This window comes from Coprococcus sp. AF51-11b1 (genome assembly GCF_027682785.1).
Taxonomy (GTDB): Bacteria; Bacillota; Clostridia; order Lachnospirales; family Lachnospiraceae; genus Allocoprococcus; species Allocoprococcus comes.
Genome location: NZ_JAQCZB010000009.1, coordinates 47365 through 64029 on the forward strand (window position 1 = coordinate 47365; position 16665 = coordinate 64029).

3 protein-coding genes are annotated in these 16665 nt (G+C 32.7%); all 3 read right to left on the reverse strand.

Translation table 11 applies throughout. The features are described 5' to 3' along the window. Positions 1-8 precede the first annotated feature (8 nt). From PGY05_RS09915 to PGY05_RS09925, 3 genes are read right to left on the reverse strand one after another with little or no spacing between them, the layout of a single operon-like run. The gene (locus tag PGY05_RS09915) at positions 9-9905 is read right to left on the reverse strand and encodes a non-ribosomal peptide synthetase (RefSeq protein ID WP_270475790.1); all 9897 of its coding nucleotides are present in this window, start codon (positions 9903-9905) and stop codon (positions 9-11) included. A gap of 4 nt (positions 9906-9909) precedes the next feature. Beyond that, the gene (locus PGY05_RS09920; RefSeq protein WP_270475791.1) at positions 9910-15390 is read right to left on the reverse strand and encodes a beta-ketoacyl synthase N-terminal-like domain-containing protein; all 5481 of its coding nucleotides are present in this window, start codon (positions 15388-15390) and stop codon (positions 9910-9912) included. A gap of 15 nt (positions 15391-15405) precedes the next feature. Then, entirely contained in the window at positions 15406-16662 is a 1257-nt protein-coding gene (locus PGY05_RS09925; protein ID WP_270475792.1) for an ACP S-malonyltransferase, read from the reverse strand. Between the last annotated feature and the right edge of the window lie 3 nt (positions 16663-16665).

Sequence of the window (16665 nt, forward strand, 5' to 3'; positions counted from 1 at the left end):
ATAAACACCTATATCACCTGATTGAGGTTATTAATCCATTCAGAAGCTACAGGTTCTTGGATAATTTGATTATGATTTACTGGATACATTAACATTTGATTGTTCGGGAAAAGTGTATTCCATACTTCTAAGTCCATATTAATATAAGACTTTTCAGCTTTGACTAATACAACAGGTATGTCATAGCTTTCATTTCCCATTTTATACTTACTTTGTGCACTCGAAAGTGTTCGGAACAGATTAAAATGCTTAATGCATTCTACAGGGTCTGCTTCTTGCAATACGAAACTCAAATCGCCAAAACCATTTATAAATCGTTCATAAGAATGCGTGTTCTTTTTAAAATAGCCAATTACCATTTTCCAAAGCTCTTCTGTATTAGGTGCTGAATCTACTTCAATTGAAGGCGAAATATATTGTTTCACAATTTCTTTTTCTTCATTTAATGTAAACTCCAATGGCATATCAAATACAGCATCCGGTTGAAGAGAATCAATTATAGCTAGGTATTTTACTTTACGATAAGCTCTCAATTGCTTATAAACCTCTAGAACCCAAAGACCACCAAAGCTCCAGCCCCCTAATATAACTTCATCTTTATCATCCGTTAACTCTACTATTTCATCTACATATATTTTTGATAATGCTTCAAGCGTCACATTCATTGCACTTAATCCATTAAACCAATTATCTTTAACACCATACAAACAGTATTCATCTTTTACAAATTTAGCTAAAGGATAATACTGATCAATAGCTCCTTGTACCTCGCTAAAAAGGAAAAACTTTTTATGCGTATTTGATCCTTGTTTAATCATCTCAATATTATTGTTCATTTCATGTTTCTCTTTCACCTCATTTCTCTTATTTTCAATGGTTTCTACAACATCTGAAATCTTTGAATTTTCGAAAATCTCAAACCCAATTTTTACTTTAAATATTTTTTCTACTTTTGCGACAAATTCTGTCGCTCTCAGAGAGTCACCTCCAATTTCAAAAAAATCATCTGAAATCTGCACTCCTGAAACCTGTAATACATCTTCCACTATATTGCATACTTTTCTTTCAGTATCAGTCTTTGCAATCACCCCATTTTCTTTTCTATTAACTTTAATATTGAATTTAGGCAATTTATTTCGATCTATTTTCCCATTACTATTAAGATAAAAACAATCTATTTTCATAAAATATTTAGGGATCATGTAATCAGGCAGAATTCCTTTTAACGATGTCTTCAGTTCCACCTCATTCACTTCGCTATTCGCTGTATAATAGGCAATTAAAACATCTCCAAACTGATCAGTCTGCACTTTTACAACACAGTTTTCAATATCATAATTTGAAGTTAGTGCGTTTTCAATTTCTTGTAATTCAATCCGATATCCATTTATTTTCACTTGATAGTCTTTTCTACCTAAAAATTCAATATATCCTTCCTGATGCATAATACCAAAGTCACCTGTGCGATAAACTCTTCCATACCTTGGATATGTAATAAACGCTTGATTTGTTTTTTCTTCATCGTTACAATATCCCTTTGCTACACCCATACCTCCAATACAAATTTCACCTTTCACTCCAACTGGGAGCACATGCCCTTTTGTATCCATAATATAAACTTTTTGATTAGCTAAAGGATATCCATATGGAATACTTTTCCACTTTTTATCAACATCATCTACAGGATAATATATTGACCAGATGCTGGCTTCTGTTGCACCACCTAGGCTTACTATATTAGCATTTGGTGCATATGATTTGATTTTTGATGGGAGATCTTTTGGAATCCAGTCACCACTAAGCATCACCACGCGTAAATCGCTATTTACCAATTGACTATTATCTGATTTATCTTTTAGATCTTGATTTACAGGTAACATAGCTAATTCGCTGTTATCTTTCTTTATTCCGCATTCAACTGTATGTATCCACATTTGGCTTTTTTTCATTTTAAATTTCTTAGCTATTTTGGAAAAGTTCATATCACCTATTGAACAAGTTCCTAAATTTAAGTATTGGCAGATTTGCGTGAATAGTGCTGTCATAATACCCGTATCAATAAATCCATATTCGTACCCCGCTCCACCATACCTGGGCATTGTAACTGCAGCATTATAAACAAAAAATAGTGAAAATGCTGATGAATTAAAAATGGATTTATTAGTAAAATAATGGGCATCGGAAGAGATAACTTCACCATCTTCTACTACGATTAATCCATTATTCACTGGATTGTAATAGTATAATCCAGGATTTACACTTTCAATTCGATCCTTTTTAATATAAACATATAGATCAATTGGATATAAACCTCCAGCACTGGAGTAGTTATATTTTACCTTTCCCTCTGTATTTCTTTGTGCAAATACTGATAATGCCGCTGAAAATATACTAAATGGAATCTTTTTCTTTTGATTAAATTCTCTACAGCTTTCCCTATCATTTATTACATCCGGATATTTGATATTATTTAGCAGCTTAATTCTCTCTCCTCTGTAATCCAACTGCCGACGCATCTGCATTTTTTTAAACTCTTTATATGACTCTGCATCGTAAATGAGGGTTTCTCCAAATGTATGTTGATATAATTTGTCCTGTGTTTCAAATAATTCTTCTGGGGACAAAATAGAGTCTATTAGAATGTGCTCTTCCAGCAAATTTTCTATGGACTTCTGCAGATCTTTTTGCGGCAAATCAGAAAAATGATCTAAAATTTCATCTTTGCTTCTTCCATCCTGCACATAAAAATATAATTCCGGTAAAAATTTCGCCATAAAGGAATCTTCAACTACTTTATTATTTATAAATAAAGCGTTATTACTAATTTTCCAAACTGCTGCTGGAGACCAGTACAATTTTTTATCATGCAGTTCATAATCTTCTGCTTCCATATCCCAAGCATAATCATTTTCTCCAGATGTCTTTATATAGCGAATTCCCATTTCCATAATTGCAGGAACTGAATTCCACACGGTAACCTTATTTTTTTCAACAGTTTTAATGACATCCTGCATATTGCGCTGATCTTTGATTACAACCATACTCGCTCCTGCTTCAAAAGCGCCAAAAATGTCATAGACAGAAAGATCAAAGCATAGTGATGAAATTCCTGCTATTCTATCATTTGAAGTAATACCAAATTTTTTATTAATATTCAAAATAGTATTAACTGCGGCAGAATTTGAAATCATTACTCCTTTGGGTTTTCCAGTACTACCTGAAGTATAGATAATATATGCGAGGGAGGTTTCATCAAATTTCTCGATTTCATACTGGCATGCGTACTTTGTCCACTCATTTTCATTTTTTGTATCTAATAAATACTTGTATTCACTATTTTTCCTTATGAATTCCCTTCTTTCTTTAGGAACTTCAGGATCGAGAGGTACATATGCGGCTCCAAGTTTAAGAATACCTAAAACACCTACAATAGTATTAAAATCCCTGTATCCTAAAATAGCAACTTTGTCACCTTTTTCTATTTCTTTTTCTTTTAAGTAATTGGCCATCTGATTAGACATCTGGTCTAATCCTCCATATGTAATCATGTCATCATTATCAATAACGGCAATATTATCAGGATATTTGCGTACCGATTCAGTGAATAATTCAATTAAGCTCTTATCTGATATTGTTGTTTCAGTCATATTATATTTTTTAAGTAAGTTGATATCAGAGGTATTTAGCTGCTCTTCAAAAAGGACGTTACCATCAATTATGTTATTAACATTGCTTATATATTGCTCAAACATTTTTTCAATAACATCCTTATCGAACAAATCTGACACGTAATCCCATGTGAGATTTAGATTGCCATCCATATCATTTGCCTGATGGTCCAAAAATACCTGTGTTGTTTGTGTGGATGTATATACTTGTTTTCCAATTGTGTGATTTGAATCCTTGTGTTCTCCAAAAAGCATACTTGTAAACACTATTGGCATCACAGGTTGATTAACCATTCCCTTTTTTCTTGCGAGATCTCTAATAACCTGAATTCCTTCATACAATTTATGTTCCATAGCCTCTGCTAAGGTTCTTTGTATATTAGAACACAGTTCTGAATAATTATCTGTTTCACTGCAATCAATGTCTAACAATAATACAGATGTAAAATCTCCCACTAATTTATCAACATCTCTATGAAATGGATATCTGTTAAACAATGTCAAATTTAATGCAATTTTCTTTTGGTTGCACCAGTCGCTTAATACTTTTGAATACGCAGCGCATAATACAACTGAAACTGTCGTCCTGTTCTTCATAGCAAAATTCTTTATTTTTTCATATTTCTCTTTGCTTATAACAGTACTTAATCGCTTAAATGTCCATTTTTTTTCTTGTAGTCCTTCTTTTATAATAGGGAGCATTGGTGCTTCTGGGAAAATATCTATTTTTTCTTGCCAATACCTTTTATCTTCATCATATTTATCTTGCGTCCTCATCAGTGAATATGTCTCCATATAGTCTCGGAATGTAATCTCTGTATTCTGAATTGTTGCATTTGGATGAAAATAAAAGTCTAAAATATCATTTGTAATAATCTGTATACTTGTCCCATCCGCAATTAGCTGATCGAACTCAACAAATAAATAGCTTTTTCCCTTTCCTAAATAAAATGCTTCAAAATTAAATAGCGGCCATTTTTCCGTATCAAATACATGAGAGGATAGGTTTTCACGTTTTTTGACAATTTTATCCTGTTGCTCTATTTCTGACAAATCCGAAATATCCTCAATAAAAATACTATATTCAGGTACATCTTTTAAAATTATTTGTTTACCTGTTTTATAAACAATTGCTCGAAGCATTCCATGGCGTAAGATCGTTTTGTTTAAAGCAACATTGAATTTCTTCATATCAAGCTCTGTAATAAGTTCCGTGTACATATGCGTTGAGACACCGCCGGATTTTAAAGCTGTATTCCTACCTACTAAATAGGCCATTTGAATATCCGTTAATTCAAATTCCTCATACTCTTTATTCTGATCAACGCAAAGCTCCGGATATTGCGTGAGACTTCCAGTTTTTTTTGAATTAATAACGAGGGCATTCTGCAAAACTGTAGGATTTTGAATAAATTCACTATACGAAAGTTTTACATTCATTTCCTTTTCGATTAATGCAAGAAGTTTAATCATAGTAATTGAATGTCCACCTAACATATAGAAGTCTTCATCGACTGAGAACTCCTCAATCCCTAATGCTTGCTTCCATAACTCATATACTTTTTCTTCAGTTTCATTTTTAGGCTTGATATAAACTTGTGGTTTGCTACAACCATTTTTAGAAAGATCTAGTAACACTTTCGTATTAATCTTCCCATTTCCGGTAAGAGGTATACTATCTACAGTTATTATTTGATCCGGTATCATATATTTAGGAAGATACTTAGAAAGGTTTTCTTTAATATATTTCTCTTGCACTTCTGCAGAAGTTTCGACATATGCGTTTAAAAATTTACTACCATCTTTACCCTCTTTAACTAAAACAACTGCTTTTTTAATGCAATCTATAAGCATTAATTTACTCTGAATTTCGCCCAGTTCTATCCTATATCCTCCAATCTTAACCTGAGAGTCTCTTCTTCCCATAAATTTGATATAACCATCTCGAACTAATACGCCATAATCTCCTGTTCTATACAGATAGCCTAGCTCGTGTGAAATAAATGCTTCCGCTGTTAATTTAGATTCATTCACGTATCCAGCCGCAACACCTCGACCTCCGATATATATTTCTCCGATGACTCCAACTGGACAAATCCTCTTCTTACTATCCAATATATACATTTTTTGATTTCTAAGTGGACAACCATATGGAATACTCTCCCACTCTTTCTTTACTTTATCCACTTTATAATATATTGACCAAATACTTGCTTCTGTTGCTCCGCCAAGACTGATAATCTCAGTTTTTCCAAATGTCTTGCGAATTTTATCAGGCAAGTCTGTAGGTATCCAATCTCCACTCAAAAGAACCAGTCTAAGATTGTTATTTGTTGGCTTCATATTTGAAACAACCAATTCCATTATGGCTGGAACTGAATTATATACTGTTATATTCTCTTTTTTTATCACGCTACAAATTTCATTAATATCCTTAGAATCTTCCACTTGGACAAGTGAAGCGCCTGCCATATGTGTACCAAATAAATCATATATTGATAAATCAAAGCAGAGTGATGAAACACCAAGAATCTTGTCTTCTTCTGATATATTAAATCTATTATTAATATCAAAGATGGTATTATAAGCTGCTGCGTGTGTGATTTCAACACCTTTAGGCATACCTGTACTTCCTGATGTAAAAATAATATAGGCTAGATCTGTAGGCAAACTCGAAACTTTCAAATCTTCATCACTAAGCGTTTCCCAGATTTTTTTCTCGGGATAGCTCTCTACCAAAAGTTTTGAATTGCATTTATTAGTTATGTATTTAATACGCTCTTCTGGGTAGCTTGAGTCTATAGGCACATAAGTTGCTCCAACTTTCAAAACTCCATATATAATGGCAATTGTCTCTATTCTTGGTTTCACAAGAACACATACCACATCTTTTCTTCTAATACCCTGAGTACATAGATAGTGTCCAACTTTATTGGATAATTTGTTAAGTTGCTCGTAAGTTATAGATTCAGTGCCATTTATAATAGCTATATTATTAGGTATCAGTCGAGCGTTTGTATATAAGGATTCATATAATAACCCTTGAGGAATATAGTCTTCTGTAGAATTATACTGTTCGATAAATTCCTTGTCATCTTTAGGCATTTCCATTTTAATTTTTTTCTTTCCATCGATAACATCAAAAAGCAGTTTTATATAGCAGGTAAACATATCCTCAATTGCGGTTGCATCAAATAGTTCTTTAACATAATCCCAGCTCATTTTTAGCTGATTATTATCATCACTTGCTTGGAAGTCGAGGAATACTTGTGAGGTCTGGCTTCTTTCATATTTTGTTTTTCCAATTGCGTCAACATAGTTTTCCTGGTGATTACTTTCATCAAAAATCATACTTGTAAAAACAATAGGCATGATTGCCATATTTTCTTGATGCCTGTGCTTTGCGATTTCTCTAATAAATTCAACACCATTGTAGTCTCTATATTCCAACGCCTCCATCAAAACCTCTTGAGTTCTTGCACATTCTTCCCAGAAGTCATCAGACCCTTCAAAATTCACATCCAGTAACATCGTGGATGTAAAATCTCCTATTAGTTTATTTACATCTGGGTGAAATTTCTTTCTATTAAATACTGTTAGATTAATCGCAAAATGCGATTGATTACTCCAAAATTCCAATACTTTTGAAAACGCTGTACATAGAACGGATGAAACCGTCACATTATGTGCTCTAGCAGCAACCCGTAATTTTTCTAACTCTGTTTCATTAAAGATTTTTTCGACTCGCTCAAAATGAGGTGTATGAACGTCTTTCACCTTAGTTACATAATTAAGAGCCGGTGCACTTGGAAATTCATCAATTTTATCCAGCCAGTATTTTTTCGCACTCTTATATTCATCAGTTTTTTTGAATTCTTCCAGTGCTAACATATAATCTCTAAATGTATAGTTTAACTGTGGCAATACTAGTGATGGATTATTATAAAATTCCATAATTTCATTTACCAAGATTCGCATGCTCATACCATCACCAATAAGCAAATCTAATTCTACAAATAAATAGTTTGTATTATGGGGCGTCTTAAAGGCTTTAAAGGAGAATAATGGCCATTCATTCGGTTTGAAAACATGATGTGATGAGTGTTCTCGTTCCATCAAAACTTTCTCTTGAAACTGCTCTTCCGTCATGCCAGAGTAATCAAGCACCTCTATCTGATATTCTTCAGTATTTTTTAATATTTTCTGCATACCATTAGGTAAAATAATCGAACGTAGAACAGGATGTCGATCAATAACTTTTTGCAGACTTTGATTAAATAGTTCTATATTTAATGTTGATTCTATTTCTCCATACGCATGTGTAGAAGTTCCGCCAAGCTCAAATGCTTCATCTCTCCCCATAAAATATGCTAACTGTACATCACTAATTGGAAATGGATCGTATAAATGTTCTTTATCGCTTGCCTTATACACCTCTTTATGCTCTACCGTGCTTATAGTTGATTCATTTAATATTTCTGCTAATTCATGAATATTGTTTGCTTTTAGAAATTCTTTGAATTTCAACTGAATTCCAAGTTCCTTTTCTATTTCCCCGACAAGATTTACCATTGAAATTGAATTTAAACCTAATTCAAAGAAATTATCATTAGCACTTATATCCACTTTTGTCGGAAATACATTTTTGAGTAATTGAATCAGTCTTGTTTCTAATGAAACATTTTTCTCTGCAGTATTTGTCACCAATTTATTTTGAGATATCCTTTGTGTTTTCAGTGCATTTCTATCTACCTTTCCATTTAGAGTTAATGGTATACTATCTATTTTTACAAATTCGGTAGGTATCATATAGGTAGGTAAATATGTCTGCATATATTTTTTTAAATCAGGCAGAAATTTTTCCTCCATTACATAAAAGGCACACAAGATATCACTATTAGCTTCATTTTTTATAATTGAAACGGCAGCGTCAGTCATGCTAGGAAATTTCTTCATAACAGATTCTATTTCTCCTAGTTCTATTCGATATCCATGAAGTTTGACCTGGCTATCTTTTCGCCCTAAAAACCGAATGTAGTTCTCACGTGTCATTACACCGTAATCACCTGTCCTATATAATCTCCCCAATTTACTATGCTCGACAAATGCTTTCTCTGTTTTAATCTGATCATTAATATACCCTTTCGCTACTCCTTGCCCACCTATATATATTTCTCCTTCTATCCCATACGAACATAATTTTTGTTCGTAATTTAAAATATAAATTTTTTGATTAGCTAAAGGATATCCATAGGGAATACTGTTCCAAGTGTCATTTACCTTATCTATTGGAAAGTAAATGGACCATATAGAAGCCTCTGTAGCTCCACCAAGACTTATTACTTTACAGTTTGGAAATTTCATTTTTATTTTATCTGGTAGCTTTAGTGAGATCCAATCTCCACTTAATAAAGAAAGTCTTACTGAATTGTTTTTATAGCTTTCTTTACTATTATTTACATATAATTCCATTGTAGAAGGAATAGAATTAATAATCGTAATACTTTCTTTTTCAATCAAAGCCAGAATATCTGACACATCTCTCGGATCTTCAATCTGCACTAATGTAGCACCTGTTGCGAAGGTTACAAAAATATCAAAAACAGACAGGTCAAAACACATAGAAGATACTCCTAGTATTTTATCTTTTTCAGTAATATTGAATTTTTCAATCACATCCAAAATTGTATTAACTACTGCCTTATTTGAAATTTCTACCCCCTTAGGGTGCCCTGTACTTCCAGAAGTATAGATTACATATGCCGTTGCCTCGAACTTATCAGTTTTTACCAATTCGCTTGTGGTTTCATAAATCTTTGGTAATGCATTATCTTCCAGCAGTGCTTTACATTTACTATTACTTACAATAAATGTTTTTCTTTCTTCAGGGAATTCCGGTTCTATAGGAACATATGCCGCTCCTGCCATTAAGGTACCAATAATATTAATTAATGTCGAAATTTTTCTTGAAGCAATAATTCCTATTTTATCTCCTGATCGTATACCTTTAGCGTTTAAACTATCAGCAACTTTTACAGCCATTTTGTGCAGCTTCTCATATGAAATCTCTTCATTTCCATTTTTGATTGCGATATTATTGGGATATTTTTTTACGGTCTTGTTAAAAAGATCAATCAATGTATAATTTTCAAAAGTTTTGTCTGTGGCATTATACTTTGCATAGATTTCTTCTACACTAGATTCCCTGTTCATTTTATCAAATAAATTATAACCCATAGTTTTATTCCTGCCCTTCTGCGAAAAATTCTAATACATCTGTATATTGTTTAAACATACTATTAATCATATCCTGATCAAATATTTCACTTACATAATCCCAGTTAATAACAAGTTCACCTCCCATTTCTCCTGCCTGATGATCCAAATATACTTGTGGTGTCTGACTAAGTCCCATAATAGTTTTCCCTAATTTATCCCATGGATTATCTGCATCATTGAATAACATACTAGTAAATACAAATGGCATTATTGGTTCTCCAATACGATTCTTCTTGCGTGCTAACTCTCTTATGAACTCTACTCCGTCATAATGCCTATGTTCCAAATTTTTCATTATCTCTTTCTGAATACTTTTAACTCTTTCTTCAAATATATCAGAGGTTGTAAAATCTATTTCTACTAACATAACCGAAGTAAAATCACCTACTAAAAAGTTTACTTCTTCATTGAAAGGGTATCTGTTAAATACAGTTAAATTAATAGCCATATGAGGTTGATTACTCCAATATGCAAGGACCTCTGCATAAGCAGCACACAGTAATGCTGAAGTAGACACTTTTAGATTCTGTGCTGTATTTTTAATTATTCCCCACTTTTTTCTATCAAAAGTAGCGGTTAATCTGTTAAAATGTGGTTTTGTTATAAGTTCAGGTTCACAAACATATGGAATACTTGGAGCATCCGGAAATGTATCTAAGCGTTTTAACCAAAAATCTTTGTCCTTTCGATATAAATCGCTACTTTTTAGTTCCATTAATCCTTTCATATAGTCCTTAAAAGTAAAATTCAATTCCGGCAACTGAATATTTTCATTGTCATAAAATGTCATCCAGTCATTTCCAATGATTTGAAGACTACTTCCATCAGCAATCAGCATGTCAAATTCGATAAACAAATAATAACTATTTTCTTCAAGCTTTAATGCTGATACACCTATCATGGGCCATTCCCCAGTTTGAAATACATGATGCGAAATAACTTTTCTTTCTTTTTTTATAGCATCCTCTTGTTGATTTTTGTTGCTCATTGATAAATCTCTAATATTAATATGATAATATGGAATTTCCTGTAAAATTTTTTGTTTTCCATCATTGTTGACAATAGCACGTAACATAGGATGACGTGCAATCACTTTATTTAAACTTCTCTCCAAACGTGCTATATCTAATTTTGTAACTACTTCAAGGTAAACATGGGTACACACACCTCCCATTTCAAAGGATTCTCTTCTGCCAAGTAAATAAGCCATCTGAATATCTGTTAACATAAATTCATCATATAAAGTCCTTTTATCCGGCACGATCTGAGGATATTGTCCTATAGCATTCTCTCCCTTTTTGGACTCAACTATTTTAGCTAACTTTGAAATTGTGCAATTATCATTAAATTCTGAGTAAGTTAGCGAGACACTATATTTATCTTGTAGACTATTCACTATTTCCATCATAGCAATTGAGTGTCCACCCATTTCATAAAAATCGCTATTAACGTTTATCTCTGTAAATCCCATTACCTTCTTCCATACCAAGGCAACTTCCTTCTCAATATTTGAAAAGCTATTCCCATCACGTCCAAGCAAAATTATATTTTCGATATCTCCGCCTGAAGTATTATGATTGACACAACGTTGAACATTTTCTTTTTCATTAGATTCTCTAGGTATAGTAAGCCAGCATGGAGTCTTTTCAAAAGAATATGTAGGCAGAGATACTATTTCAAATTTGTCTATATACAATTCATCCCAGTTTGGAATTTGTCCATCCATAAAGCTCACTGCCATATTATGCATATATGAAAATGTATTTTTATATATATTCTTTAATTTTTCACACTCGCTTTCAAACAAGTTCTTTCCATTTCTTATAAAGCAACTAATTTCCTGTTTTAGCTCGGAAAGATTTTTCACAACAAATGCTATTCGCTCATCATAGTGTGGTCTTGCCTTGCATAGTGTATAGCAAATATTTATCAGGGGAGGAGTTATGTTAAATTGCAAAAAATTGTTATACTCATATAATAAATTCCATAATGCATTTTTGGTTTTTGCAGATAAAACAAATAAATATTCTTGTTCCCTGTAGTTGATATTTGAATGAAAATCATTATCTTTTGCTTCTATAACCATATGACAATTTGTACCGCTAAAACCGAATGCGCTAACTCCTGCTATTCTCTTTCGTCCCTCTTTTTCCCATTTTTGATTTTCTTTTAAATAATAGACAGGTGAGTCTTCGAACGTTATAGCATTATTAGGTATTCTTAAATTGATATTTCCCGGTAATTGTCCGTATTGCATCGAAAGCAATATTTTCAATAAGCCAGCAGCACCAGAAACAGCATCTAAATGACCGATCATAGATTTTACGCTGCCTATACCGCAAAACTGTTTTTTATTAGTATATTTCTGAAATGCTTTATCTATAGAGTCAACTTCAATAGGATCACCCATGTTGGTTCCAGTCCCATGACACTCAATATATGCCATATCTTCCGGCCTAATCTTCGCATTTTCCCATGCCTTCCTAAGAACATCAATCTGAGCTTGGGGATTCGGAGCAGTAATTCCTGCTGACATACCGTCTTGATTAGTTGCACTTCCCTTAATTATTCCATATATGTGCTCATTATTTTTCTGTGCATCTTTCAATCTTCTTAAAACGAATATAACAACGCCTTCTCCCCATACAGTACCATTGGCATTTTCATCAAATGCATATAACGAAAAATCAGGTGATTCTATTCCTATATTTCTATTTTTATTAGAAACAGGCATCAAATTTATCCTAGCACCCCCAGTAATAGCCATGTCACATATATTATTTTTTAATTCTTCACAAGCCGTGTGTATTGCAACCAAAGAGGACGAACAGGCTGTATCAATTAGCATACTGGGGCCTTTTAAATTGAACACATATGATAATCTACTAGGAATTATAGAAGAAAGATTCGGTGCAACTGCCATACTATACGAAAGGGGTTCAATATCATTTACCATTTTCCAATAATTAAATCTAAAATCATTTGTGTAACCTATATAAACACCAGTATTAGTTCCATAAATACTTTCTTCTGTGTATCCTGCATCAATAATCGCTTTCCATGCTTCTTCCAGAACTACTCTTTGATGTGGATCCATTAATTCCGCTTCTTTAGGTGTTATATTAAAGAATTTATAATCAAAGCAATTATAATCGTCTATGTATCCTCCTTCCGAGAAAAAATCATCTTCGTGTAAATCCCCAATAAATTTAAGATATTTTTCACATTCATACTTTCTTTTTCGTTCAAGTAATCCTTTGCAATCTCTTCCATGTATTAGATTATCCCAAAATTCAAAAATATTATTTGCCCTTGGCAATCTGGCTGAAACCCCTACTATTGCAATATCATCCGATTGAGAAGCCTTTTCTTCAGTTTCATCGTTCACACTAATTAACAGAGTTTTACTATCAATAAATTTTGATAAACTTTTGATTGTAGGATTTGCAAAGAGATCCGAAACTTTCAAATTTAGGTTTAATTTTTTATTTATTTCACTTACAAACTTAGTTAGAAGTATTGAATCCGTCCCTAGCTCTCCGAAATTTTGAGAGACATCAATTTTATCGACTCCTATAAGTACTTGTAGTATATTTGCCACTTCCCGCTCAGTTTCGGTATATATTGCATCTTTTTTACCTGTTAATTCCAACTTATTAGTCGTTTCAGGTTGAGTTCTCTCAATATGATATAATTCCGAAGAAACTCTAAATGATTTGGGAATTTCTAGCCAATAGTTTTTATTATGAAATATTGTTCCCGGTAACTTCACATATCTGATATCATTTGTCTTTGGTTCAATAAAACTATTTATATCATTCCCTGCAAGAAAACACTTATAAAAATCTGGTAGTTCTCCTAATTCCTCTAATCTTGAATCAGAAAATATCCATTTTCTATGTTTTGGACCTTCTTCTAAAATATTTATTAGTTCCTTAATATTGGAGAAATTTATAACACTACGCAAATTGTAGTGGTTCTTTCTGTATAAAGCACTGTAGCAAATTTCTTCTGAAGTAATATCCGTATTCTTATTCAAAAATGCTACATATTCATCTTGTAGTTTTTTATAATCATCCTCTCTTCGAACAGATAAAGCCAAATAATAATTTGAACCAGCATATTTTGATATTGTATGGATTCTTTTTGGTTCTGCTTCTTCTATTAGCATATGAACATTGGTACCACTTACTCCAAAAGAACTGATACCGCATATCATTTTATTTTTTACGTAAATTGTATTTGTTGGTACAAAAAGTGCACTGTTTTCAAATGTAATATTTTGATTTGCTATATTAAAATTGGTCATAGGAGGTATAATCTTATGCTGAATGGATAGGAGAACCTTTATCAGTCCAATCACTCCTGATGCATGTACAGTATGCCCAACATTTGCTTTGACACTTCCTATTGCACAGAACTGCTTCTTCTTTGTAAAATGATTAAAAGCTCTAGTAAGGCCTTCCAATTCTATCGGATCACCTAATATTGTTCCTGTACCATGTGTTTCAATATAACAAATTTCTTCTGGATTAATCAAAGAATCCTTCCAGGTATTAACAATTAATTTTTCCTGAGCTTTTTGGCTTGGTGCTGTAATACCGGCTGATTTTCCATCTTGATTCACGTTGCTACTTTTAATGATTCCATAGATTCTATCATTATCTTTTTTTGCATCTTCTAATCGTTTTAAAACTACTACTCCTACTCCCTCTCCCCAGGTAGTCCCATCAGCACCATTATCAAATGGTTTTGTTTTATAGGTCGGAGATTCCACACCTATATTAGAATTATTTTTATTAGGCAATACACTAAGTTTAATGCCACCTGACAGAGCCATATCACATTCGCCAGACCTAAGTGCTTTTGCCGCCACATGTATGGCTGTTAATGCAGAAGAACAAGATGTATCAATCATCATATTAGGTCCTTTTAAATCCCAAATATAAGATAATCGACTAGCTATTACTGGCCGCAAATTTCCGGTTTTAGCTATATCTGAAAACTGATTTTGCAAATCTTGTACTAGCGTATAATAGTCGGAATCATCTCCAAATCCCACGTATACTCCTGTGTTAGTATTCTTTACGGTAGCTAATGGGTATCCCGCATCTTCTAATGCTTTAAAAGCAACTTGTAAAAAAATCCTCTGATTCGGATCAAGCAGTTCAGATTCTTTTGGCGTTATATGAAAAAGTTCATTATCAAATTCTTCTATATTCTCAATATAAGCCCCTTCAGGGCATACTATTTTATCTCGATGATTGCAAGGTATTGTATTTATATATCTATTCAACCAATGTCGTCTTTTTGCCGGTAACATTTTTACCGTATCAATTTGATTGACTATGATATTCCAAAACTGCTGCAAACTATTTGCCTGTGGTATTTTTATTGCCATACCTATAATAGCTATATCCATAACATTATTCTTATCTTTCATATCTACTACCACCTTTTAGGAGAACCTAGTCTTAATTTCATTTGCTAATATTCTTTGCAGCTGTAAATCCGCTGTATCATTCTCCAGTTTATGGAACCATTTTTTTTGTTCATCAGGACTTATTTTTTTTGCATTTAACATTTCTTGTAAGCAATTAATTATATCTTTTATCAATAATTCGTCGATTCTTTCTATGCCATTACAATGCTTTATCATACCTCGTAATCTCTTTCCTCTTTCGATCACTTCTATCTGATAATTTTCCATGCTATCATTACAATTACGTGTACAAGCAATTATAGTAAGTCCTCTTTCTATCAGATTTCTAAGATTATTAGAAACAGAATACCGTTCTCTAATAATATGCTTTATTTCTTCTCGATCTTTTGAGTACGAGTAAGCTGAAAATCCTGAAACTGTTTTTACCAGATTAGTAAGCGTCTTTTGAGGTCCACACTCTATAACAATATCTACTTGCTGCCTTCTCAAAGCATGCATTATATCATTCCATAAAACAGGTCTACTTAATTGCATCTTTAATTTTAATCTAATATCATCTTCGCTTTCGTATGCCTCGGCATCTACATTCGAAAAAACAATATTTGTATTCATTCGGAATTTACATTTCTGTAATTCTTTTTCAAAAGCATCCTCTGTTGTTCTCATTAGTGGACTATGGAACGCTCCGCTAACTTTCAATAGCTTAACTGAAATATTGCTTTTTTCAAAATACTCCTGTGCTCTTTCAATCTGTTCAACTGTACCTGATATAATTGTTTGATGATCGGAATTATAATTTGAAATAGCGATTTCATTGCCTTCAGAATTCTGCTCTTTACAATACATTTCAATATTTAAAATATCATCATCTAAAATAGCTAACATTCCACCCGCTTGAGCTATATTTTGCATCAGACTGCCTCTTTTGTTTACTAAACGAATTCCATCTTCAAAGCTAAGCATTCCTGATGCAATTAATGCTGCATATTCGCCTACACTATGACCAGCAAATAGTTTAGGCAAAATTCCATTTTCTTTTACAAAAAAATCATATAATGCAACACTATAAACTACTGTGCTTAATTGTGCTATCCTTGTTTCTTTCAGCTTTTCTTCAGAGGCATTAGAACAGATATCTATCAGATTTAATCCGCAGAGTTCGCTTGCATTTTCGAAAAATTCTTTTCCATTGGGATACACTGACATAAGTTCTTTGAACATACCTGGATATTGTGATCCTTGGCCTGAAAATACAATACCTAATTCTTTCATCAC